The following is a 22,372-nucleotide window of genomic DNA, read 5'->3' on the forward strand; positions in this document are numbered from 1 at the left end:
GCTTCGCCGCCGAAATTCAGGCCGGTGGCGGCAACTGGCCATTCTCGATGCGCTGGATGCGATAACGCATGAGCCGCAGGATGCGGCTTTCGAAATTGACGCTTTCGACGCGATCGAACTGCACCTGGGCGCGGTCGTGCCTGGCGAGGATGGCGGCGGTGATCTCGGCCGCCTTGGCCTTGGCCGCACCGCAATCCTTCTGCGGATAGGTCGCCTTCAGCGCGTCTTCCAACCGGCGGCCATAGTTCTTGGCGATCTCGACATGGCGTTCTTCGTGACGCTTGATGTCGGCAGCCAGCGTATCCCAAAACAGCTTCACATCGGGGTCTGCCTTGCGCGGGCGGCGCCATTCCGGAAGGATCACCTTGACCTTGACGGTCACGGCGGCGTCGGCGATCCGGCAAGAGCCAGCCTGCCTTGCGTAGCTGATACGGGTGGTGAAGGCCATCTGGGTGGCGCCGGGGTGGCGCGAGCCCGTGCTTTTGACCTGCGGTCCATGTTTGGAGAGCTGCTTCTCAATGTCTTCGAGCGTGCTGCCGCCAATGGAAAAATAGCTGTATGTTTTCACCAGATTGGCCGCGCCCGCCGGGACGGCGGTCACGGCAAGCAGCAGCGCGCAAAGCAGGGATCGTTTCATCGTATTGCCTCTTCCACCACCTTGCTTTACGGCCGTTGCCGACGCAACGGAATTGATCCTTTGCGGATCACACATCGTTGATGAGCCCATGGTAGACGAGCAATGACGGCGAGGCGATGGCAGCTGGCGCATGGACGCCATGTCGACCTTGGCGGCAAGGCCGTGGTCGTCGGCATCCTCAACGTCACCCCCGACAGTTTTTCCGACGGCGGCCTGTTTGATGCGCCCGAAGCGGCACTGACCCAGGCGCGTCGCATGGTCGGGGAAGGGGCAGGGATTATCGACGTCGGTGGCGAATCGACCCGGCCGGGTGCTGCCGCCATATCGGCCAGCGAGGAACAGGCGCGTATCCTGCCGGTGATCGAGGCGCTGGCGAGCGCCAATGAGGCACTGATCTCGGTCGACACCTATCGTACCGAGACAGCGCGGCTCGCGGTGGCCGCCGGCGCGCATATCGTCAACGATGTCTGGGGCCTGCAGCGCGAGCCCGACATTGCGCGGATCGCCGCCGAAACCGGCGCCGGGCTCATCATCATGCATACCGGGCGGGACCGTGAGAAACTGGCAGACGTGATCGCCGACCAGTTTGTGTTCCTGGAAAAATCGCTGGAGATCGCCCGTCGCAACGGCGTTGCGGACGATCGCATCGTGCTCGATCCCGGCTTCGGCTTCGCCAAGGAGACGGCGCAGGAAAATCTCGACCTGATGGCGCGGTTTTCCGAGCTCCATGCGCTTGGCTTTCCGCTGATGGCCGGCACCTCGCGAAAACGCTTCATCGGCGCCGTCACCGGCCGCGATGCGGCTGACCGCGCTGCCGGGACGGCGGCGACCAGCGTCATTCTCAGGCTCAAGGGGGCGCATCTGTTTCGCGTCCACGATGTCGCAATCAACGTGGACGCGCTTGCCGTGGCGGATGCTATGCTGGCTCTTGAAAACGCCGCATCGGCCCGAAAATCGGAATCGATTTTCGGAAAGAACGATGCGTAGATTTAAAAGTGTAGAGCGTACTTTGTGCGTCCAAGTGGACGCACGTCGCTCTAGATCGGGACGCTGAGCCATGTATGTCATCCGCTTGAAGAACTGTGCCTTCTTTGCTCGACATGGCGTACTCGACGAGGAGGAGGCGCTCGGCCAGCGTTTCTATGTCGACGCGGTGCTGTCGGTCGAACCCGGCCGCGCGCTTGTCGACGACGCCATCGGGGAGACCGTCAACTACGGCATTGCCTTCACGGTGATCGAGAAGATCATCACCGGCGAGCGGCGCTTCCTGATCGAGGCCCTGGCAATGGAAGTGGCAAAGGCGCTGACGGAGCGATTTCCCCAGATCAGGAGGGCCGAAATCACCGTGCGCAAGCCGAACGCGCCGGTGCCCGGCGTGCTCGATTATGTCGAGGTGACCGTTGTCTGGCCCGAATAACACCGTCTACCTCAGCCTCGGCGGCAATCTGGGCGATCCGGCTGCCTCGATGGCGGCGGCGCTGCGCATTCTCGACGCCGATGCGGATACGCGTGTCACCGCCGTCTCCTCGCTCTACCGTACGCCGCCCTGGGGCAAGCTCGACCAGCCGGATTTCCTCAACGCCGCCGCCGAACTGTCGACGGGGCTCTCGCCACGGGCGCTGCTCGACCTCTGCCTCGACGCCGAGCGCAAGTTGAAGCGGGTGCGCGAGGAGCGCTGGGGGCCGCGGCTGATCGATATCGACATACTGGTGTTCGGCGAGCGCGTCATCCACGAGACGGGGCTGGAAGTGCCGCATCCGCGCATGCTGGAGCGCGCTTTCGTGCTGGCGCCGCTGGCCGAGATCGCGCCGGATCTTGCCGTCGGCGGGCGAAGCGTGTCGGAGCGATTGGCTGCGGTAGAGACATCAGGCATCGAACGTCTGACGTCCGGTCGGGATTGGTGGCTGACCTGAGCTCTTCGCTGCGGCCGTCGTAGCGATCAGCCGGAGAAGCCGCCTTCATCGAGAAAAGCCTGCTCCTGCGGTGTCGTCTCACGGCCGAGCATCTTGTTGCGGTGCGGAAAGCGGCCGAAGCGCTGTATGATGTCGCGATGCTCCAGCGCGTATTTCAGGTTGAACTCGGCCTTGGCGGTGTGCAGTTCGACCGAAATGTCCTGATCGGAAAGGTCTTCCGCGTGTTCAAACGGCAAATACAGGAACACGCGGACTTCCGGTTCCAGCGCCAGATCATGCCCGGCCTTGACCGCCTTTTGAGCGAAATGCTTCGCCAGCGGGTCGGTCGCGTACATATGGCCGGTGCCGCGAAAGCAATTGCGCGGAAACTGGTCGAGCAGGATCATCAGCGCCAGCGAGCCTTCGGCATGGCCTGACCAGTCGTCGCATTCGCGCCGCGCGGCGGCATAGTGCAGGTCGAGAAAGCGGTCGCGGAAATCGGCGTCGAAAGCCTCGTTCTTTTCGAACCATGCATCCTCGCCGGCGTCACGCCAGAATTTAGTGACCGACAGGGCCCGGCTGTCCAATTCCATGCAGGATTCCTTAGTTCAATCGGCCGTTTCGGATTTGTGCAGAACGCCGGCAGTCTCCTCGTTGAGGGCCTGACCGGGGCGGCGCGGCGTTGAGAGCGGTGTCGGAATCGGCGTGCCGATATTGCCCCGCAAGAAGCGTTGGCCGGCGCGGATGCCTTCGGCGAGCTGGGTTTCAAAGCGGTCGTTGTCGCGGCGCCTGACGTCTTCGATCGTTTCAGCTACGTCTTCAGGGTCAACGCCAAGCGATTCCAGCGCCGAGCCGCCGAAAACCAGCGCCGATTCGAAGGTCTCGCGCAGCTGATAGTCGACGCCGGCGCGGATGAGCTGCAGCGCCGTGCCGCGATCGAAGGCGCGCGCCAGCACGGTCAGCAAGGGAAATTCAGCCTTGACGAGTTCGGCGATGCGAACGGCGGCATCAGCCTTGTCGACGCAGATCAGCACGGCGCGCGCCTGACCAGCGCCGGCGGCGCGCAGGATGTCGAGTCGTGTGCCATCGCCATAATAGACCTTGAAGCCGAAATCGGCGGCCGCCTGGATCATCTCGACATCATTGTCGATGATCGAAACGTCGATGCCGCGCAGCAGCAGTGGCTGGCTGGCGATCTGGCCGAAGCGGCCGAAGCCGATGACCAGCACGCTGCCGGTCAGGCCGTCGGCGACATCGACGCCGTCGAGCGACTGCTCGTCGCGCGGGGTGATATAGCGCAAGGCGATAATCGCCAGCGGCGTCAGCACCATGGAGATGATGACGATCGCCGTGAGCGTCGCGTTGGCGTTGCTGTCGATGATGCCGACAGCAGCGGCGGCGGAGTAAAGGACGAAGGCGAATTCGCCGCCTTGCGCCATGAAGACCGCGCGTTCCAGTGCTTCGCGATGGCCTGTTTTGAGGATGCGGGCGACGATGTAGATGCCAAACGCCTTCATCACCATGTAGGCGACGACATAGATGGCAATCAGCTTCCAGTTCGCGGCCACCACATGCAGGTCGAGCGACATGCCGACTGCCAGGAAGAACAGGCCAAGCAGGATGCCGCGAAACGGCTCGATGTCTGCTTCGAGCTGATGGCGGAAAGTGGATTCGGACAGAAGAACGCCGGCCAGGAAGGCGCCCATCGCCATCGACAGGCCGCTGAGCTGCATGGCGAGCGCCGAGCCGAGCACGACCAGAAGGGCCGCGGCCGTCATCACCTCACGGGCACGGGCATCCGCCAGGATGCGGAAGAAGGGGTTGAGCAGATAGCGGCCGGCCAGCACCAGTCCGACGATCGCGGCAAGGCCGATGCCGACCTCGGTCAGCCTTTCCGACAGGCTGGTGTCGGCGCCGCCTGGCGCCAGGAACGCGATCAGAGCCAGCAGCGGCACGATGGCCGGGTCCTCCAGCAGCAGGATGGAGACGATGCGCTGGCCTTTCGGCGAGGCGATTTCGCCGCGTTCCTCGAGAAGCTGCATGACGATCGCCGTCGAAGTCAGCACGAAACCAGCGCCGGCGACGAAGGATTGCGAGATCGGAAAACCGCCGGCCATTCCGACACCGGTCAACAAGACCGCGCAGACGCCTACTTGCAGCGCACCAAGCCCGAAGATTTCGCGGCGCAGGCCCCAGAGCCGCGACGGCTGCATTTCCAGTCCGATGATGAACAGGAACATGACGACGCCGAGTTCGGCGACATGGAGGATGGCCCCCGATTCGGAAAAAACGCCGATGCCGAACGGGCCGATCACCACGCCGGCGGCGAGATAGCCGAGGATCGAGCCGAGTCCCATGCGTTTGAAGATCGGAACGGCGACGACGCCCGCGGCAAGCAGCGCCACCACCTGAATGAGATCGCTGCCCGATGTTTCTACCGCCATTCCCACCGTTCCGTTCGTTCGAGGACCGCGGCCTGTGCGGTCAAAACCATGGCGGTGCGCGGATCTGGGGATGCGCTGGGACGCCGTAGCAGTTTGATTTTGCGCATGATCCGATCCGAAAATCGATTCCGATTTTCAGGTCGCGCGCCTGGCCGGAAGGATAGGGGCTTCGCCACGGATCGAACAGCCTGAATCCAGCCCGGACAATATTGCAAGCGCGTTACACAAGTTTACGCCATGCGCGCGTTGCTTGTTGCCACAATCGAAGGCTAAGGACGCTCGGCTTCGGCCATTGGAGGGTGAGCGACGATCAAGTCGCGCCCCTTTGAGGAGATGACTGACATGAAGAAGTTTTTGCTTGTTGCCGTCGGCCTGGCGGTGCTCGCCGGTTCGGCCTGTTCGAAGGCGCCTGAATGCACGGCCGAGATCGCGACCAAGAAGGCGCAGGACATGGCTGCCGCGCTGCAGGAAGCGATCACCAAGGATCCGTCCAAGGCGGCTGACCTGACCGCCAAGGTCCAGGCGGTGACAACCAAGTACCAGGGCGCCACGACCCTTGCCGACGCCTGTAAGGCGTATGACGAGGTGACGGCCGCCATCAAGGGCTAAGCGCCTGATTCGACTGGTTCAAGGGGGCGGTGGCGATGGGCTGCCGCCTCTTTGTTTTTGGGGGATGTGTCAGGGATAGGGTGCGATTACGCGCTCAGTTCGGCGCGATGGAGCCGACCTCGACGGCATCGACACGCTTCAGGCTCATGCCGATGACCGGTACCAGCTGGTCCTGGACACGCACGGCAACCGTCACGGTCATCGAATTGTCGTCGGGAATGCGGGCCTGCATGACGCCGCGCAACTGGTTGCGGTTGATGGTGAAGACCACCTTGCGGGCATCGACAACGTTGCCGCCGATGATATCGAGGCCGGAACCGGCAGCGCCGCCCATGAAGGAACCCTTGTAATCGCGGCCCTTGCGCTCGATCTTGGCCGACATCGGCTGGGTGAACACGCCGACCCGGCAGCCGCCGTCCAGCGTCATGCCCATCTTGCCGTCCGGCGTGGAGCCGGTGAAGCTGCAGTTGAATTTCGTGCCCTTGTACTTGCCGGCGACGATTTCGCCCGGGCCAACCCATTTGCCTTCGGCCGACTGGAAGAACTGCTTGTCCGGCTCTGTGGCAGAAGCCCCCGAGGCGACACCGACGACTGCTGTGATCGCGACGGCCAGGGGCAAGACGCTGGACAGAATTACGCTTTTCATCGACGACACCCGGCAACAAAGATGCTGTTTGGAACCGGTTTGACCATGAAGAAGATTGGTTAATGCTTCGTCACTGCGGGGCCTCGAAACCGCGATCCGTTCACCGTCCCGACGCGTAAAACGCTATTTGCCGGGGCCTGATGTCTCGGTGTCCTTCTTCGTGGCAAACGATGTCAGTGCCGAGAGGAAATCGCCCAGCCCCGGGCGCTTCGCCGCACTGAAGGGCAGGGGGCGCGCCGTTTCCATCGCCGCGATGCCGATGCGCGCCGTCATCATGCCGTTGACGACGCCCTCGCCAAGCTTGGCCGAAAGCCGCGCAGCCAGCCCATGGCCGACGATCTGCTGGACGAAACTGTCGCCGACGGCGATCGAACCGGTGACCGCCAGATGCGCCAGCACGCTGCGCGCCAGGCGGAAGAAACCCAGCGTTCCCGGCCGTCCGCCATAGAGTTCCGAGAGGCGGCGAATGAGGCGTCCGGCCTCGAACACGACATAGGCGACATCGACGAGTGCGCGCGGGCTGACCGCCGTCACCAGTGAGACGCGTTTGGCGGCCTCGTGAATCATCACCTTTGCCCTGGCATCGAGGGGGCCGAGAATTTCCGCTTCGGCCAGGCGCACCAGATTGCCGCCGTCGATGATTTCGCCGCGCAGTTCGGCCAGTGCGCGCCGGCCGGCCGCGGTCTCGGGCTTGGCCGCGACGAAAGCCGAAAGCTCGTCGACCACCGATCGGGCCGCCTTGGGGTCGTCGCGCGCGATGGCATCGAGCGCACGTTTTTGCAGTTTTTCGACTTCGGCGAGGCGGGCGATGGCCAGGAATTCGCGGATCAGGATCACCAGAAGCGCCAGCAGCGCGATAACGGCCATGCCGGCGGCCAGCCAGCCCAGCCATTCGGCGCGGGCGAAGAGATCGCGGATCAGCTGGTCGGTCCACAGGCCGACAGCCAGCGACACCAGCACGCCGATGGCGCCAACGAAGATGCTGCCGAACAGCGAGCGCTTCCTGGGGGCTACCGCCGGCGGCGGTTCGGCGGCAATGATGTCGGGTTCGTCGAAGACGTCGACCTCGGCCGGTATGACCAGCGCGACATCGGTCTTCATCACGCGGGGTTTGCGCGAAGGGTCGGCCTGGCGCGTCTTTGACGCCTCTTGCGTTGGCGCGGCTTCCGGCTCGATGCGGAATGCCGCCGGCTTGCGGGGCGCGATCATGCCAGATGGTCTCCGATCAGGAACTGCAGGGCACGGTCGAGCCTGATATGCGGCAAAGATAACGTGACGCCTTCGGCCGTGCGTTCGAGTTTTGGCGGACGGAACCGGACAAAGCGGATTGCCGGATCCGTGGAGTCCTGCCGGTGGTCGGGACCCGACGTATCGAACACTGCATCAATCTTTTCCGGTAAGTCGCCGGGAAATATGGCCGTTTCCGTCTTTCCATCAAACGTTTCGCCGTTGATCTGCTCGCCGGCGATCGGCGTGCCGATGATGACCGGCAACGTCTCGCGGCCCTGCTTGACCATGCCCTCGCGGGTCGCCCGCACCGCCGCCATGGCGACCACGTCGACATCCGCGCCAGTGAAGTTCGCCCGTGCCACGGCACGGTCGGCCAGTCGCCGCACGATCGCCTGCAACCGGTCATGGCTTTCGTGGTGCAGGTGATCGGCTTTGGTGGCGGCGACCAGGATGCGGTCGATGCGCCGCGAAAAGAGATCGGTGAGGAAGCTGCCCCGGCCAGGGCGGAAACAGCTGAGAATCTCGGTCACGGCGCGCTCGAGGTCAGCCATGGCGCCGGGGCCAGCGTTCAGCGCCTGCATGGCATCGATCAGCACGATCTGGCGGTCCAGACGCGTGATGTGTTCGCGGAAGAAGGGCTTCACGACATGCGTCTTGTAGGCTTCGTAGCGCCTCTCCATCATGGCGTGCAGCGATCCCGGGCGCGGACGCCTGTCGAGGCCGGCCAGCGGCGCGAAGGTCAGCGCGGGCGAACCTTCGAGGTCGCCTGGCATCAGGAAGCGGCCGGGCGGCAGGGTCGAAAGCGCGCGTTCGTCGAGCTTGCAGGCCTTGAGATAGGCGGCGAAGCTTTCGGCCAGGCGGCGTGCGGTCATCTCGTCGGCGTCGGCATTCGGGTCGATCTCGGCTGAAATCGCTCGCCAGGCCCGCGAAAGATCCTCGCGCACCGGCAAAGTGGCCATCTCGATGGCCTCACGCGAAAAATCGGCGAAGGATTTGCCGAGCAGCGGCAGGTCGAGCAGCCATTCGCCGGGATAATCGACGATATCGACCGACAGTTTGCCGGAGGAGAACATGCGGCTCCAGCCGGAGGCTGATTCGTATTCGATGGTCAGCCGCAGTTCTGAAATGGCGCGCGTCGAGATCGGGCCAGACGCGGTCGTTGACCAATGCGGCGATGTGGTCCTCGTACTGGAAGCGCGGCACGGCATCGTCAGGCTGCTCTTCGAGGAAGGCGCGCGCGATGCGCCCGGATTTCTGCGCCTCGAACAGCGGCAGGCGTCCGCCATGGATCAGATTGTGGACCAGCGCGGAGATGAACACCGTCTTGCCGGCGCGCGAAAGACCCGTGACGCCCAATCGCAGCGACGGCGAGAAAAGCCCGGTGGCGCGTCCCGACAGCGTATCGAGGGCAATCCTTGCCTCGTCGGTGAAGGTGGTCAGCGATGATGCCAAAATGTGTTCTCTCGGGCTTCGGTCCGTCCGATATAGGCGTTGGAACCCGGCTTTGAAATGGCGCCAGAAATTGACATCCAAATCGATGCTAGAGATCGGCCGGTGTCAGAAACGCTTCGAGATAGCCCGCTTCCTGGCTTGCTTTCGCCAATTCGTCCAGAAAACGAACGACCGCCAGGCCGGAGGTCGGGAAACCGTGATTGAGCAGTGCACGCGCCGCCTCGTCGCCGTCGCCCGAGACCGCCATGGCAAGATCCTCCGTCATCGGGTTGTGGCCGATGACCAGCAGCGAACCCGGACCGCCATGCTCCCGGATAAGGCGGAGATAGCCGGCCGCGTCTTCGCTGTAGAGCGTGTCGAGAAACAGCACCTTGCCGGTGTCGGTCTGGCCGGCCAGGCCTTCGAGCGTTTCCTTGGCGCGCCTGGCGTTGGAGCACAATGTCAGGTCGGGGACATAGCCGCGTGAGCGCATGGCAGCGCCCATGATCTCGGCGTCGGCGCGGCCGGATGCGTCGAGCGGACGATCGAAATCGCGCATGCCGGGCAGCGCCCAGCCGGCCTTGGCGTGTCGCAACAGATAGAGCCTGCTCACCCAACCTCCAATGACGCCGATGCCGAAGCTGCATCGCGATTAGCCACGAGAAGGGCGTTGCGCACAATGGTCCGTGTTCTTGCGCGCTAGGAATTGCGCATAACACCACGTGGCAACGGGTTGCGGCACTTTCGCCATCGAATCAGCGGCATCTCGCTCAGACACGTGCCGCAGGGGCACTTTAACAATTGCGTGAGTCGGTGGCCGATTGCGCTTGTGCAGGCGTCGGGCGGCGAATATATAGGCGCGAAATTTGGGGCAGTTTGGGTGAGTCGAATGAACGACATCGTTACCGCCGATTACGTACCCTCCGAAGACGAGCCGTTCATGAACGAACGGCAGAAATCCTACTTCCGCCTGAAGCTCGTCACCTGGAAAAATGACATATTGCGCGAAGCGCGCGAAACTCTCGAAATCCTGCAGCAGGAAAACGCCAACCACCCCGACCTCGCCGACCGCGCCTCTTCGGAAACAGACCGCGCCATTGAGCTCAGGGCCCGCGACCGTCAGCGGAAACTCATTTCAAAGATCGATTCGGCGCTCCAGCGCATCGATGAGGGCACTTACGGCTACTGCGAGGAAACCGGCGAGCCGATCGCGCTGAAGCGGCTTGACGCGCGTCCGATCGCCACCTTGTCGATCGAAGCGCAGGAGCGGCACGAGCGCCGCGAAAAAGTCTATCGCGACGACTGACGTACCGATTCTGAGCTGCCTGTCAGGGCAGTTTCAATGAAGTTGCAATAAAAATGGCCGGGTTTTCCGGCCGTTTTTATTGGTGCGTGGCAGGTCCGTTGCAGCAAGCGGAAGCAAACCTCGGCCAGATCGCCGGCAGGGCGGAGTGCCTCAGGCGCCAATCATCTCTTCTGGCTTGAAAGCTCGCCCAGCAGCTTGGTCATTTCATCGTCGAGCGACTGCGGCGCCTTGGCTGCCGGTTTGCCAACCGGGCCGCCGGAGCGGGGTTGGTCGAGCGAAAATTCGAGGTCCTTCATCAACGTTTCGTCGATGCTTTCCTGCCTTGGCGGCGGTGGTGGTGCGTGCCTGATGGCATTGGCGTTGGCGGAGCCATAGGCAGGCAGCGGCGTGACATTGGTCGATTGATAGGCCTGCGTCACCGGTTTTGGTGCGGACGCCGGGGCCGGTGGCGGCGCTGCCGGGCGCGGCCGGGCAGGCGGCGCGGCCGCGGTCACCGGTTGCGGCACCGGTGCAGATCGTGCCGGAGCGGGAACCGGCTGGGGCGGCCGCGGTTTGGCCGCCGGGGCCGCGGTGGCCGGGACAGGTTGCAGGCCGCCATCTCCGGTGAGCGCCGGACGGCGCGGGGCGGCAAGACGGATGTCGCGCTCGACGACGACGTCGGTCGGGCCGCCAATCAGAATCAGATGTTCGATGTCGTCGCGGCGCACCAACACCAGCCGGCGATGGCTGTCGACGGCGGTGGCGTCCATGACGGCGAGCCGCGTCTTGCGGTTCCGGCCACCCGCGACAAACGTGCCGAAGGTCAGGTTGCGCACGAGCCTGATGATGACGAGCACGATGACCAGCAGGATCAGCGCCGCGAAAGTCCACAGGAGTGCCGCCGCATAACCAGGGCCCGCCACGCTATCCAGCCACTGCATTGGTTTCCCCTGATCGGTTTTGGAAAGTGACGCGACACTAGACCGTTGCGACTGGCTACCGCAAGTTGCCTTTCACGCATCGTGAACAGCTTGAAACACGGCCGGCATCATTTTTATCTGACATTTGCCGCCCGGGCCTTTTCCGGACTAGGAGAATGTGATTCAACCGGCTAAAGCGCGTCGCGCTGACGCCGATTCATGCGACGCGCTTCAGGTCCTTGTTTTCATGCATGTCGTTTTCCCAAAACCGAACTCACTTTTGGGCGGCATGCATTAGGGGCGGGTGTCGGAACGTCGGACTTCACGAGCAGGGGGCATATGGCCAAGGAAGCGCGCGGCGATTTCTATCCGGTACCGATCGTCGACCAGAACACGCGACCGGGCGCGGTCACCCGGCTCATCATCTTCATCGTCGTTCTGACGGGCGCCGCGATCATTTTCGGCCTGTTCCGCGAGCGCCTCGGCGACCCGTTCCTGCTCGGCATGCTGGGCGTGCTGGCGATGATCGGCGTCGGCTTCCTGTTCGCGACCGCGATCGGCTTCGTACAGGTGACGCCGCGCTCGACCGGCGATGAACTGTCCAAGGCTTTCGTCGATTCGATGGCACAGGGCCTGCTGGTCACGGACACCAAGGGCCGCGTCGTCTACGCCAACCGGGCCTATGCCGAGATGACCGGAGCCTCCTCGGCCGCCGACCTCAAGACGGTCGAAGGGCTGCTTTCCGATGTTCCCGAGGCCTCGGTGACCATTTACCGGCTGGCATCCGGCCTGCGTGACGGCCAGCCGGGCGACGGCGAGTTTCGGCTGGCGCAGTCGATCCGGCCCGGCGCCGAACCGGGCGCCCGCTGGTACAGGGCGCGTGCCCGCACGTTCAGCGTTCCGGGTCAGCGATTGCCGATGCTGGCCTGGCAACTCTCCGACATTTCGCAGGAACGGGCGGAGCAGGAGCGTTTCTTCCTCGACCTGCAGAAGGCCATCGATCACCTCGACCATGCCCCGGCCGGCTTCTTTTCCGCCGACCAGGACGGTCGGGTCACCTACATCAACGCCACGCTCGCGGAATGGCTCGGTATCGATCTCGCCAGCTTCACGCCCGGCGCCGTAACCCTGCCTGATATCGTTGCCGGCGACGGCATGGCGCTGGTGCGTTCGGTCAAGGCCGATCCCGGCACCACGCGCAACGCGGTCATCGATCTCGACCTGACGACGATGACGGGAGAGGCGCTGCCGGTGCGCTTCATGCATCGCGTTTCGGCCAGCCGCGAAGGTGTCGGCGGCCCGACGCGCACGATCGTGCTCAACCGCACCCAGGGCGAGGATGCTTCGGCCGATCTGCGCGCTTCGGAAGTGCGCTTCACCCGCTTCTTCAATTCGACGCCGATGGCGATCGCGGGTGTCGATGCCAGCGGGCGCATCCTGCGCACCAACGCGCCGTTCCTGTCGCTGTTTTCCTCTGTCGTCGACCGGGACGCCGTGGATCGCCGCGTGCGGCTCGATACGGTGATCCATGAACGCGAGCGGCCGGCCTTTGCCGCCGCATTCGAGAAAGCCCGGCAGCGGCAGGCCGACATCGAGCCGATCGACACCGTGCTGCCCGGTAACGAAGAGCGACACATCCGATTCTACGTCAATGCCGTCGCCGACGGCACCGGCGGCGAGGGTGCCGAGGAATCGGCCATCGTCTACGCCGTCGACACGACCGAGCAGAAAGCGCTCGAAGGGCAGATGGCGCAAAGCCAGAAGATGCAGGCGGTTGGCCAGCTCGCCGGCGGCATCGCCCATGACTTCAACAATGTGCTGACCGCCATCATCATGGCGTCGGACCTGCTGTTGACCAATCACCGGCCGTCGGACCCGTCTTTCCCCGACATCATGAACATCAAGCAGAATGCCAATCGGGCGGCCTCGCTGGTCAGGCAGTTGCTGGCCTTCTCGCGCAAGCAGACGCTGCGGCCGGAAGTGCTGAACCTGACCGACGTGCTCGCCGATCTCAGGATGCTGCTTGCCCGCCTGGTCGGCAACGACATCAAGCTGAAGATCGACCACGGCCGCGACCTGTGGCCGGTCAAGGTCGATATTGGCCAGTTCGAGCAGGTGGTGGTCAATCTGGCGGTCAATGCGCGCGACGCGATGCCCGCCGGCGGCGATCTTACCGTGCGCACCCGCAACGTCACCGCCGAGGAGTGCAAGACCTTCCCCTATCGCGAACTCACCGCGGCCGACTATGTCGTGGTCGAAGCCGAGGACACCGGCAGCGGCATCGCGCCCGATGTGCTGAAGAAGATCTTCGAGCCGTTCTTCACCACCAAGGAGGTCGGCAAGGGCACGGGTCTTGGCCTGTCCATGGTCTACGGCATCATCAAGCAGACCGGCGGTTTCATTTTCTGCGATTCCGAGGTTGGCAAGGGATCGACCTTCCGCATCTTCCTGCCGCGACACATCGCGGAAGCGAAGACGGCAGCCGAACCCGGCGAAGCGCCGAGCGCAGCCCCAGTCAAACCAATCGACAGCACCAAGGACCTGTCCGGGTCAGCCACGGTGCTGCTGGTCGAGGACGAGGATGCGGTGCGCATGGGCGGCATGCGGGCCCTGATTTCGCGCGGCTATACAGTGCACGAGGCATCCTCCGGCGTCGAGGCGCTGGAAGTGTTCGAAGCCCTGGGTGGTAAGGTCGATATCGTCGTTTCCGACGTGGTGATGCCGGAAATGGACGGGCCGACCCTGCTTGGCGAATTGCGCAAGCGTCAGCCCGACATCAAGTTCGTCTTTGTGTCCGGCTATGCCGAGGACGCATTCGCCAGGAACCTGCCGGCCGACGCGCATTTCGGCTTCCTGCCGAAGCCGTTCTCGCTCAAGCAACTGGCAACGATCGTCAAGGACGTGCTTGAGTCCTAAAGCGCTTCGCGTCGAAACGGATTCATGCGCCGCGCTTTAGGTCTTGTTTTTATGCATGTCGTTGTCCCAAAACCGCCGTCACTTTTGGGCGACATGCATTGATTTTGCACCCCCCAATTTCCGGTCTTGCACAACGCCGTGACAGCGCCATGATTGTGGATGAAACGGCAAGCGGGCTTGGGGGAGCAGCGATTGACGCCACACATCGAGGCAGACAAGGGCGACTACGCCGAAACGGTGTTGTTGCCGGGTGATCCCCAGCGTGCCGAATGGATGGCGCAGACATTTCTCGAAGCGCCGCGCTGCGTCAATCGCCGGCGGGGTGCTCTCGGCTTTACCGGCCTCTTTCGCGGCCGGCCCATCAGCATTCAGTCGACGGGTATCGGCGTTTCATCGTTTCTGATCTATGTCCATGAATTGCTTGACTATTATGGCGCTCGAACACTGATCCGCACCGGCACCTGCGGCGGCCTCGGCGCCGAGGTAAAGCTGCGTAGCCTGGTGATCTCGCAAATGGCACGGCCGGAAAACACGGAGAGCGGTCAGGTCTTTGGCCTCTACGGAGCTGATGCCGGCCCGGATCCGGCGCTGCTTGCTTGCGCCTTGGCCAAGGCGGCCGAACTCGGCATCGATCACCACGCCGGCCTGACAGCCTGCACCGACATATTCTATCATCCTGACGCGCGCACTCGCTATGCCGAAGCAAGGGCGCTCGGAGCGCTGGCCGTGGACATGGAAACCAGTGCGCTCTACCGCATCTCGGCGCATTTCGGCGCCAGGGCCTTGTCGCTGCTGACCGTGGTCGACAATCTGGTTACCGGCGAACAGGCCGACTATTCCGAACGCCAGGCGCTTTTCACCGATATGAGCCGGCTGGCGTTCGAAATCGCTAGGGAAGGGCGCTAAAGCGCGTCTCGACGACGCGCTTTAGGTCTTTGTTTTTGTGCATGTCGTTCTCCCAAAACCGGGGTCACTTTTGGGCGACATGCATTAGGCCGCTTCCTGCTTCAACGCCATTCTCTCGTCGATGTCAGGCCGATGGCCGCGCAGATAGAGCGCGCAGGTGGTGCGCAGCATGGACGCGAAATTGGGGATTTCGCCATTGATCTCGATGGCTTCGTCGTAAAGCTTCGAGATGAATTTCGGCGTCGTCAGGTTCTGGCTTTCAGCGATTTCGTCGAGCAAGGCCCAGAACGTCGCCTCGAGCTGGATGCTGGTCGAATGGCCATCGATACGAATCGACCGGTTGATCTGGCGGTAGCCTTCCGGATCCTGTGCGGCAAACACTCTGCACATCATTACCTCCCATTTTTGTTGGTCTTGGGCGTCGACGGAGCCATCGGCGCCTTTTGATCACTGCCTGCGATTGCATTTTCGACCGGACGGTCGACAACGGCAATCGGACTTTCGTCCTTAATGTATGTAGCCGTTTTCCGATCCTATGCGTGGTAATCGGCTGCCACCACCTTATCTCCACCGGCGCGCATAATCACCTTCGAAAGCACGAACGCTGCGGGGTCTGATTTGGCGAAGGCGATCCACACCATGATCCGGGTTCTCGAGGAGGCCCGGTCCATCGATTTCTACACCAGGGCGTTCGGCCTCGAGGTCGCCCAACGGCTGGATTTCGAGACCTTCACGCTGATCTACCTCAGCAATGCCGATACGCCTTTCGAGGTCGAGTTGACCGTCAACAAGGGCCGGCAGGAGCCTTATGCGCTTGGTGACGGCTATGGCCACCTCGCGGTCTCGGTTGCCGATCTCGACAGCGAACACGACCGCCTCGGCGCGCTTGGCCTCAACCCGAAGAAGATCGTCGAGTTCAACCGCGACGGTTCGCTGATCGCCCGCTTTTTCTTCATCGAGGACCCCGACGGCTACAAGATCGAGGTCCTGCAGCGTGGGGGGCGCTTCCAATAGGACACATCAGCCGCACCGACAGGTGCGGTGCCAGCCAACGGCACTCCTAGGGGTGCAAATAGCAAGCAGGGAGGAACAAATGGTCACGATCTATGACGGGAAACCTGGACTTTCACGTCGGGAACTTCTCAAGCGCGGCAGCATCGGCGCGTTGCTCGTCATCTCCGGCAGCGCCGTCATCAGCCCGGAACAGGCCTGGGGGCTGGAAACCTCGGCGTTGAAGCCGGAGACGATGGCGACGCTGATCCAGGTGGCGCGCGATATCTATCCGCACGACCAGGTGCCGGACAAATACTATGCCGTCGCGGTCAAGGGCCATGACGAGACGGCCGCCAAGGACCCTGCTCACAAGGAACTGATCGAGAAGGGCATTGCCGAACTCGACAAGAAGGCCGGCAAGGGTGGTTATCGCGGGCTCGGTTGGGAAGAGCAGCGTGTGGCGCTGCTCACCGAGATAGAGAAGACGCCTTTCTTCCAGGCGGTGCGCGGCGGTCTCGTCGTCAGCCTCTACAACCAGAAAGAGGTGTGGCCGATCTTCGGCTACGAGGGCGAGTCCTACTCCAAGGGCGGCTATATCGCACGCGGTTTCAACGACATCGAGTGACTCTGAACCACTCTGTCCGCAACCGCTTTTTGACTGATCTCATGGGAGGAAACCATGGCAACACAATTTGATCTGAAAAACGACGACGTTGTCGTCATCATCGGTTCGGGCGCCGGCGGCGGCACGCTCGGTAATGAACTCGCCCAGAAGGGCATAGACGTCGTCATCCTCGAGGCGGGCGCCCGCCACGAATATGAGGACTTCATCAACGACGAGTGGGGTTCGTTCGCCCAGCTTGCCTGGACGGACAAGCGCACGACGTCCGGCGACTGGCGCGTGGCCAAGGATTTCCCCAACCTGCCGGCATGGATCGTCAAGTCGGTCGGCGGCTCGACCACGCACTGGGCCGGCGCCTCGCTGCGCTTCCAGGAGCATGAGTTCAAGACGGCGTCGACCTACGGCAAGGTGGAAGGCGCCAACCTGCTCGACTGGCCGATCACGCTGGCCGAGATGGAGCCTTACTACGCCAAGGCGGAAGCCAAGATGGGCGTCACCGGCACCAATGACTGGCCGCGCCTGCCGGGCAACAACAATTTCAAGGTGTTGAAGGCCGGCGCCGATAAGCTCGGCTACAAGGAATGCCATACCGGCAACATGGCCATCAATTCGGTCGAGCGCGACGATCGCAACTCCTGCCAGCAGACCGGCTTCTGTTTCCAGGGCTGCAAATGGGGCGCCAAATGGTCGACGCTCTACACCGAAATCCCGAAGGGCGAGGCGACAGGCCATCTCGAAGTCCGGCCGAACGCCATGGTGATCAAGATCAACCATGATGCCTCGGGCAAGGTGACCGGCGTCGTCTACGCCGACAAGGATGGCAAGCTGCAGGAGCAGAAAGCCCGCATCGTCGCGGTAGCCGGCAATTCGATCGAGAGTCCGCGCCTGCTGCTCAATTCCGAATCGAGCAAATTCCCGCACGGGCTTGCCAATTCGTCGGGGCAAGTGGGCAAGAACTACATGCGCCACACCACCGGCTCGGTCTATGCCATCTTCGACAAGCCTGTGCACATGTATCGCGGCACCACCATGGCCGGCATCATCCGCGACGAGGCGCGCCATGATCCGTCGCGCGGTTTCGTCGGCGGCTACGAGTTCGAGACGCTGTCGCTCGGCCTGCCGTTCATGGCCGCTTTCCTCAATCCCGGCGGCTGGGGACGTTCCTTCACCACGGCGCTCGACCATTACGACCACATGGCCGGCCTGTGGATCGTCGGTGAGGACATGCCGCGCGAGGAGAACCGCATCACCTTGCACAAGGACGAGAAGGACGCGCACGGCATGCCCATCGCCGATGTGCATTTCGACGATCATCCCAACGACACGGCGATGCGCAACCATGCCTACAAGCAGGCCACAGCACTTTATGATGCGGTCGGCGCCACCCGCACCTTCCCGACGCCGCCCTATCCCTCGACCCACAATCTCGGCACCAACCGGATGAGTGAGAAGGCGGAAGACGGCGTCGTCAACAAGCATGGCCAGGCGCACGACATCAAGAACCTGTTCGTGTCCGATGGCAGCCAGTTCACGACAGGTGCCGCCGAAAACCCGACCCTGACCATCGTGTCGCTGGCAATCCGCCAGGCCGACTACATCGCGGCCCAGATGTCGGCGAAAACCATCTGACCTCCCCGACTGCCTGCTGGCGCGGAACCTGACATGGTTCCGCGCCTTTTTTGTCTGTTGGACGTTACGCCCCGACCGGCTGGCCGTCCTTGCGGCGGATGGCGACGACCGATGGCCGCGGCGGCTGGCCGTCCTTGAAATCCGGCCACAGCGACTGGGCCTTATCGAGCGTTTCGGCATCCTCGGACGGGTGCTGGACCGAAAGGAACAGCGTCGTGCCATCCGGGGTGAAGCAAGGGCCGGTCGCTTCCGCGCCATGCGGGCAGGTAAACAGCAACTTTGGCAGGCCGCGCGCCGCGCCTTCCGTGTCGATGCCATAGACGCCGTCCGGCAGGTCGAAATCATTGGCGCCGTCGGTCGCCACCCACAGCCGCCCGGCCGGGTCGAAGGTGATGTTGTCGGGGCAGACGAACCAGCCATTGTCCGACGTATCGGGATGGAAGGTGGCGCCGACTTTCGCGTCCTTGGGATTGCCGCAGAGCACGAACAGGTCCCAGGCATATTTGTCTGATGTGTGATCGGCGTCGGTGCCGCGGCCGCCGGGCGGGATCAGCTCGACGATGTGGCCCCAGAGGTTTTCCGGCCGCGTGTTGGCGGGATTGACCTTGGATTCGTCGCGCTTCTTGTTCTTGGTCATGACGGCGTAGACGCGGCCGGTGACCGGATTGGTCTCGATGTCCTCCGGCCGGTCCATCGGGGTCGCGCCAAGCGCATCCGCAGCAAGGCGCGTCTTCAACAGCACTTCGGCCTGGTCGGCAAAGCCGTTCTCGGCGGTGAGCTTGCCCTGGCCGTGAACCAGCGGCAGCCATGTCATCGAGCCATCGGCGTCGTAACGGGCGACCGAGAGCACGCCATCGTCCAGGAGACCATTACTGGAAGCCGGATTCGCCTTGTCGTAGGCCTTGTTCGAGACGTAGCGGTACATGTATTCGAAATAGTCGTCGTCGCCCATGTAGACGACGATGCGGCCGTCCTTGTTGAGGACGACTGTCGAGGCCTCATGCGACATGCGGCCAAGGGCGGTGCGCTTCACCGGCTTGGATTGCGGATCATAAGGGTCGATCTCGACGACCCAGTCGAAGCGGTTCGGCTCGTTCGGCTCCTTGTCGATGTTGAAGCGGTCATGGAAACGGCCACGGCCATAGATGTCGGAGCCGTCGAAGCCGTAGCGGTCGAGAATGTCCACGGTCGGCGCCTTTTTCGGGTCGCCGCCGAACAGGTCGGAAACGCCTTCCTCGCAGGTCAGCACGGTGCCCCATGGGGTAAAACCGCCGCTGCAATTGTAGCTGGTGCCGAGCACATTTGCGCCGGTCGCGTCAGTGGATGTCTTGAGCAGCGCATGGCCGGCCACCGGTCCGGAAACCGTCATTTCGGTGTTGGCGGTGATGCGGCGGTTCAGCGGGCTGTCCTCGACCGTTTGCCACTTGCCGTCCTTGAACATGATTTCGACGATCGAATGACCCATCGCCGCCAGGCCGAGATCGACCTGTTCCTTGCTCATCGTCTTGCCGGCGTCGTCCTCGGTCATGCCGGGAAACATCACATTGGGCGAGATGTATTCGTTGTTGACGCAAAGCAGGCCGTGGTCCGAGTTCACCGAACCCTTGGGCAGCGGCAGGAAGGCGATGTAATCGCAGTTGTAGCCGAAGCGCTTTTCCTGTTCGGCGGCTGGAACCGTGTTGCCGTCGAAGGCCGGCAGGCCGGCGACAAGCGGATCGCCCCAGCGCGCGACAACAGTTGTTTCATACCCTTCCGCGGCGGCGTGAGTCTTGTCATAGACGCGCTTCAGTTCGGGAAAGCCGAGCGTGGAAGGCGCTGCAGCCGCATGTGTCTCGCCGGCAAACAGCGAGCCGACAAAACTGCCGCCGGCGATCAGGGCGCCGGAAGCAAGGCTGCCTTTCAGGAGGGTCCGGCGCGACACGCGCTCGGCGATGATGTCGCGAATGACAGGGGAGGATGAAGACGGGAAGTCGGCCATGTGTCTGCCTCTCGATGTGGATGGGTGACGGCGCACCGCTGCCCTATCCAGCTTCGGCAACATCCAGATGACATGAGAAGGCGGACACGGCTTGCGGGCGGTACGGGGGCCGGCGCCGTCGCCGAGGAAAGGCTTACTGATTGCTTCCCTTGGTGCAGGTCGAGGCGGTGAAGGCGCCGTCGGGCTGCTTCATGATGATGTCGAAGGAGGGCGGGCTCTGGCCATCCAGCGTTGCCTGGGTCATCGACAGCGCATTGCCGCCGGCGGTGTAGCCGCCAAGCGGCCCCAGCCAGGAGATCACGCCGTTTGCGTCCATCTGGTAATTATAGCCCTGTTGGACGGTGCCGAAGGTGACGGGGCCTGTGTAGACATTTCCCTTGATGGTGATGTCGCCGAGGTTGATGAACATGCCGAGCAGGTAGACTTCGCAGTGATAGGTGCCATCGGGCATCTTGCCGTCACTGAAGTCGGCCCTTGCTGCCCCGGTCGCTGTCGCCAGAAACACTATGCCGATAAAAATGCGTGAAATCAGGGATGCCATGACGTTGCTCGGTTGAGGAGCAAGCTTGCCCTATTTTTGCGCCGCGTCGCAACATTTGTCGTCCTCGACCCGGGCATTCAGGTCAAAATCTAGGCATTTGATGAAATTGGGCGAAAATTAGGCAGATGCCCTGTACGCTGCGCAAATTTGCCTCAACCAATTGTTAACCGGCTTTCCTGCATTTGCCCAAACTAATATTACAACCATCTGATAACATTAGGATATTCTTCTTTTCCTAACGTCGTCCCAGCAGTTGGCATGGGGGTTGCATTGAAGTGTTGCGGTGCAATCAACCAGCTTGGGAGTCTTCGGTATGAGGGGTAGTTTCTCTACAATAACAAAAATGTTTTCGGCAAGCGTGGTCGCCGCCGGCCTGTTGATGTCGGCACCCGCCAAGGCGGCTGAGGACACGATCAAGGTTGGCATTCTGCATTCGCTGTCGGGGACCATGGCGATTTCGGAGACGACGCTGAAGGACGCCATGCTGATGCTTATCGAGCAGCAGAACGCCAAGGGCGGCCTGCTCGGCAAGAAGCTCGAAGCCGTCGTCGTCGATCCGGCTTCCAACTGGCCGCTGTTCGCCGAAAAGGCACGCGAGCTGATTTCGAAGGACAAGGTCGCGGCTGTGTTCGGCTGCTGGACCTCGGTGTCGCGTAAGTCGGTACTGCCGGTGTTCTCCGAACTCGACAACATCCTGTTCTATCCCGTCCAGTATGAGGGCGAGGAAAGCGAGCGCAACGTGTTCTATACCGGTGCGGCTCCGAACCAGCAGGCCATTCCGGCCGTTGATTATCTGATGAGCGCGGATGGTGGCTCGGTGAAGCGCTGGGTGCTTGAAGGCACCGACTACGTCTATCCGCGCACCACCAACAAGATCCTCGAAGCCTATCTGAAGTCCAAGGGCGTCGCGGCCGAAGACATCATGACCAACTACACGCCGTTCGGCTTTTCTGATTGGCAGACCGAAGTTTCGGCGATCAAGAAGTTCGGTTCGGCCGGCAAGAAGACCGCCGTTGTCTCGACCGTCAACGGCGACGCCAACGTGCCGTTCTACAAGGAACTCGGCAACCAGGGCATCAAGGCCGAGGACATCCCGGTCATGGCATTCTCGGTCGGCGAGGAAGAACTTGCCGGTCTCGACACCAAGCCGCTGGTCGGCCATCTCGCCGCCTGGAACTATTTCGAGAGCGTCAGCACGCCTGAGAACAAGAAGTTCATCGCCGACTGGCACAAGTTCATCAAGAACAACAAGCGCACCACCAACGACCCGATGGAAGCCCACTATATCGGCTTCAACATGTGGGTGAAGGCGGTCCAGAAGGCCGGCACCACCGATCCGGACAAGGTCATCGATGCCATGATCGGCGTTTCGGTGCCGAACCTGACCGGCGGCTATTCGACGATGATGCCGAACCATCACATCACCAAGCCGGTTTTGATCGGCGAAATCCAGGCCAATGGCCAGTTCGAAACGGTTTCGAAGACACCGGGTCTGGTCATGGGCGACGAATGGTCCGACTACCTGCCCGACTCCAAGGACCTGATTTCCGATTGGCGCGCGCCGCTCAACTGCGGCAACTTCAACGTCAAAACCGGCAAGTGCGGCGGCAAAGGCACGAACTGATCCTCCCGGGCTGGACCTCCGGGTCCATGCCCACGACCGCGCGCGTCCGGACGGTTTCCTCCACTGTCC

Annotated in this window: 21 protein-coding genes and 1 pseudogene; 11 read left to right on the plus strand and 11 right to left on the minus strand. The window is 62.6% G+C overall.

Features of this window, described 5'->3' with window-relative positions:
* Window positions 1-16 precede the first annotated feature (16 nt).
* Complete coding sequence (locus tag AC56QX_RS22185; protein WP_497110631.1) at window positions 17-637, minus strand: DUF922 domain-containing Zn-dependent protease; 621 nt, start codon at window positions 635-637, stop codon at window positions 17-19.
* Window positions 638-739: 102 nt separating this feature from the next.
* Here AC56QX_RS22185 and folP point away from each other — a divergent pair, with 102 nt between their 5' ends.
* From folP to folK, 3 genes are all read left to right on the plus strand, one after another.
* A complete protein-coding gene (gene folP / locus AC56QX_RS22190; RefSeq protein ID WP_497110632.1) occupies window positions 740-1,624 on the plus strand; it encodes a dihydropteroate synthase in 885 nt (294 codons plus the stop codon).
* Between the two features lie 70 nt (window positions 1,625-1,694).
* Window positions 1,695-2,054, plus strand: coding sequence for a dihydroneopterin aldolase (folB, locus tag AC56QX_RS22195; protein WP_172228641.1), 360 nt, complete (start codon window positions 1,695-1,697; stop codon window positions 2,052-2,054).
* A complete protein-coding gene (gene folK / locus AC56QX_RS22200) occupies window positions 2,038-2,550 on the plus strand; it encodes a 2-amino-4-hydroxy-6-hydroxymethyldihydropteridine diphosphokinase (RefSeq protein WP_497110633.1) in 513 nt (170 codons plus the stop codon). Before folB ends, folK begins: the two co-directional genes overlap by 17 nt.
* Window positions 2,551-2,576: 26 nt before the next feature.
* On the opposite strand, the gene AC56QX_RS22205 is transcribed toward folK, so the two are convergent.
* Both AC56QX_RS22205 and AC56QX_RS22210 read right to left on the minus strand, forming a co-directional pair.
* Window positions 2,577-3,122: a DUF924 family protein gene (locus tag AC56QX_RS22205; protein ID WP_497110634.1), complete on the minus strand. Its 546-nt coding sequence runs from the start codon at window positions 3,120-3,122 to the stop codon at window positions 2,577-2,579.
* 15 nt (window positions 3,123-3,137) lie between these two features.
* Window positions 3,138-4,973: a monovalent cation:proton antiporter-2 (CPA2) family protein gene (locus AC56QX_RS22210; RefSeq protein WP_497110635.1), complete on the minus strand. Its 1,836-nt coding sequence runs from the start codon at window positions 4,971-4,973 to the stop codon at window positions 3,138-3,140.
* A 342-nt stretch (window positions 4,974-5,315) separates the two neighbouring features.
* On the opposite strand from AC56QX_RS22210, the gene AC56QX_RS22215 reads away from it, so the two are divergent.
* A complete protein-coding gene (locus tag AC56QX_RS22215) occupies window positions 5,316-5,582 on the plus strand; it encodes a hypothetical protein (protein WP_095200069.1) in 267 nt (88 codons plus the stop codon).
* Window positions 5,583-5,676: 94 nt separating this feature from the next.
* Here the strand turns inward: AC56QX_RS22215 and AC56QX_RS22220 are convergent, their stop codons facing one another.
* The 4 genes and pseudogenes from AC56QX_RS22220 to AC56QX_RS22235 all read right to left on the minus strand — a co-directional run bounded on the left by AC56QX_RS22220 (window position 5,677) and on the right by AC56QX_RS22235 (window position 9,502).
* On the minus strand, window positions 5,677-6,228 hold the full coding sequence (locus AC56QX_RS22220) for a hypothetical protein (protein WP_497110636.1): 552 nt from the start codon (window positions 6,226-6,228) through the stop codon (window positions 5,677-5,679).
* A 123-nt stretch (window positions 6,229-6,351) separates the two neighbouring features.
* Window positions 6,352-7,437 carry a YcjF family protein gene (locus tag AC56QX_RS22225; protein ID WP_497110637.1) on the minus strand — a complete coding sequence of 362 codons (1,086 nt, stop codon included), beginning with the start codon at window positions 7,435-7,437 and terminating at the stop codon, window positions 6,352-6,354.
* Window positions 7,434-8,778 (minus strand): annotated as a pseudogene (locus tag AC56QX_RS22230) (YcjX family GTP-binding protein). Before AC56QX_RS22230 ends, AC56QX_RS22225 begins: the two are co-directional and overlap by 4 nt.
* A gap of 220 nt (window positions 8,779-8,998) precedes the next feature.
* Window positions 8,999-9,502, minus strand: a complete 504-nt coding sequence (locus tag AC56QX_RS22235; protein ID WP_497110638.1) for a SixA phosphatase family protein — start codon at window positions 9,500-9,502, stop codon at window positions 8,999-9,001.
* A gap of 276 nt (window positions 9,503-9,778) precedes the next feature.
* Here AC56QX_RS22235 and dksA point away from each other — a divergent pair, with 276 nt between their 5' ends.
* Window positions 9,779-10,195: an RNA polymerase-binding protein DksA gene (dksA, locus tag AC56QX_RS22240; protein WP_006202025.1), complete on the plus strand. Its 417-nt coding sequence runs from the start codon at window positions 9,779-9,781 to the stop codon at window positions 10,193-10,195.
* Window positions 10,196-10,356: 161 nt separating this feature from the next.
* Here dksA and AC56QX_RS22245 read toward each other — a convergent pair whose 3' ends face one another.
* On the minus strand, window positions 10,357-11,115 hold the full coding sequence (locus AC56QX_RS22245) for a hypothetical protein (protein WP_497110639.1): 759 nt from the start codon (window positions 11,113-11,115) through the stop codon (window positions 10,357-10,359).
* A 318-nt stretch (window positions 11,116-11,433) separates the two neighbouring features.
* On the opposite strand from AC56QX_RS22245, the gene cckA reads away from it, so the two are divergent.
* Complete coding sequence (gene cckA, locus AC56QX_RS22250; protein ID WP_497110640.1) at window positions 11,434-14,010, plus strand: cell cycle histidine kinase CckA; 2,577 nt, start codon at window positions 11,434-11,436, stop codon at window positions 14,008-14,010.
* Between the two features lie 192 nt (window positions 14,011-14,202).
* The gene (locus AC56QX_RS22255; protein WP_497110641.1) at window positions 14,203-14,916 is read left to right on the plus strand and encodes a purine-nucleoside phosphorylase; all 714 of its coding nucleotides are present in this window, start codon (window positions 14,203-14,205) and stop codon (window positions 14,914-14,916) included.
* A gap of 84 nt (window positions 14,917-15,000) precedes the next feature.
* Here AC56QX_RS22255 and AC56QX_RS22260 read toward each other — a convergent pair whose 3' ends face one another.
* Window positions 15,001-15,306 (minus strand): ribbon-helix-helix domain-containing protein, encoded by a 306-nt coding sequence (locus AC56QX_RS22260; RefSeq protein ID WP_497110642.1) that lies wholly within the window; start codon window positions 15,304-15,306, stop codon window positions 15,001-15,003.
* Between the two features lie 228 nt (window positions 15,307-15,534).
* On the opposite strand from AC56QX_RS22260, the gene AC56QX_RS22265 reads away from it, so the two are divergent.
* From AC56QX_RS22265 to AC56QX_RS22275, 3 genes are all read left to right on the plus strand, one after another.
* Window positions 15,535-15,930, plus strand: a complete 396-nt coding sequence (locus tag AC56QX_RS22265; RefSeq protein ID WP_497110643.1) for a VOC family protein — start codon at window positions 15,535-15,537, stop codon at window positions 15,928-15,930.
* A gap of 79 nt (window positions 15,931-16,009) precedes the next feature.
* Window positions 16,010-16,534, plus strand: a complete 525-nt coding sequence (locus AC56QX_RS22270; RefSeq protein ID WP_497110645.1) for a gluconate 2-dehydrogenase subunit 3 family protein — start codon at window positions 16,010-16,012, stop codon at window positions 16,532-16,534.
* 54 nt (window positions 16,535-16,588) lie between these two features.
* A complete protein-coding gene (locus AC56QX_RS22275; RefSeq protein ID WP_497110646.1) occupies window positions 16,589-18,160 on the plus strand; it encodes a GMC family oxidoreductase in 1,572 nt (523 codons plus the stop codon).
* A gap of 64 nt (window positions 18,161-18,224) precedes the next feature.
* On the opposite strand, the gene AC56QX_RS22280 is transcribed toward AC56QX_RS22275, so the two are convergent.
* Both AC56QX_RS22280 and AC56QX_RS22285 read right to left on the minus strand, forming a co-directional pair.
* A complete protein-coding gene (locus tag AC56QX_RS22280) occupies window positions 18,225-20,138 on the minus strand; it encodes a PhoX family protein (RefSeq protein WP_497110647.1) in 1,914 nt (637 codons plus the stop codon).
* Window positions 20,139-20,271: 133 nt separating this feature from the next.
* Window positions 20,272-20,679 (minus strand): hypothetical protein, encoded by a 408-nt coding sequence (locus AC56QX_RS22285; protein ID WP_497110648.1) that lies wholly within the window; start codon window positions 20,677-20,679, stop codon window positions 20,272-20,274.
* A 343-nt stretch (window positions 20,680-21,022) separates the two neighbouring features.
* On the opposite strand from AC56QX_RS22285, the gene urtA reads away from it, so the two are divergent.
* A complete protein-coding gene (urtA, locus tag AC56QX_RS22290) occupies window positions 21,023-22,303 on the plus strand; it encodes an urea ABC transporter substrate-binding protein (RefSeq protein WP_497110649.1) in 1,281 nt (426 codons plus the stop codon).
* Window positions 22,304-22,372 lie beyond the last annotated feature (69 nt).

The organism is Mesorhizobium sp. RCAM 06353, from assembly GCF_059683585.1.

Excerpts from the sequence above, each read along its gene's own strand:
- AC56QX_RS22185 (WP_497110631.1), bottom strand. The coding sequence starts at position 637 with ATGAAACGATCCCTGCTTTGCGCGCTGCTGCTTGCCGTGACCGCCGTC.
- folP (WP_497110632.1), top strand. The coding sequence starts at position 740 with ATGACGGCGAGGCGATGGCAGCTGGCGCATGGACGCCATGTCGACCTT.
- folB (WP_172228641.1), top strand. The coding sequence starts at position 1,695 with ATGTATGTCATCCGCTTGAAGAACTGTGCCTTCTTTGCTCGACATGGC.
- AC56QX_RS22205 (WP_497110634.1), bottom strand. The coding sequence starts at position 3,122 with ATGGAATTGGACAGCCGGGCCCTGTCGGTCACTAAATTCTGGCGTGAC.
- AC56QX_RS22210 (WP_497110635.1), bottom strand. The coding sequence starts at position 4,973 with ATGGCGGTAGAAACATCGGGCAGCGATCTCATTCAGGTGGTGGCGCTG.
- AC56QX_RS22215 (WP_095200069.1), top strand. The coding sequence starts at position 5,316 with ATGAAGAAGTTTTTGCTTGTTGCCGTCGGCCTGGCGGTGCTCGCCGGT.
- AC56QX_RS22220 (WP_497110636.1), bottom strand. The coding sequence starts at position 6,228 with ATGAAAAGCGTAATTCTGTCCAGCGTCTTGCCCCTGGCCGTCGCGATC.
- AC56QX_RS22225 (WP_497110637.1), bottom strand. The coding sequence starts at position 7,437 with ATGATCGCGCCCCGCAAGCCGGCGGCATTCCGCATCGAGCCGGAAGCC.
- dksA (WP_006202025.1), top strand. The coding sequence starts at position 9,779 with ATGAACGACATCGTTACCGCCGATTACGTACCCTCCGAAGACGAGCCG.
- AC56QX_RS22245 (WP_497110639.1), bottom strand. The coding sequence starts at position 11,115 with ATGCAGTGGCTGGATAGCGTGGCGGGCCCTGGTTATGCGGCGGCACTC.
- cckA (WP_497110640.1), top strand. The coding sequence starts at position 11,434 with ATGGCCAAGGAAGCGCGCGGCGATTTCTATCCGGTACCGATCGTCGAC.
- AC56QX_RS22260 (WP_497110642.1), bottom strand. The coding sequence starts at position 15,306 with ATGTGCAGAGTGTTTGCCGCACAGGATCCGGAAGGCTACCGCCAGATC.
- AC56QX_RS22270 (WP_497110645.1), top strand. The coding sequence starts at position 16,010 with ATGGTCACGATCTATGACGGGAAACCTGGACTTTCACGTCGGGAACTT.
- AC56QX_RS22275 (WP_497110646.1), top strand. The coding sequence starts at position 16,589 with ATGGCAACACAATTTGATCTGAAAAACGACGACGTTGTCGTCATCATC.
- AC56QX_RS22280 (WP_497110647.1), bottom strand. The coding sequence starts at position 20,138 with ATGGCCGACTTCCCGTCTTCATCCTCCCCTGTCATTCGCGACATCATC.
- AC56QX_RS22285 (WP_497110648.1), bottom strand. The coding sequence starts at position 20,679 with ATGGCATCCCTGATTTCACGCATTTTTATCGGCATAGTGTTTCTGGCG.
- urtA (WP_497110649.1), top strand. The coding sequence starts at position 21,023 with ATGTTTTCGGCAAGCGTGGTCGCCGCCGGCCTGTTGATGTCGGCACCC.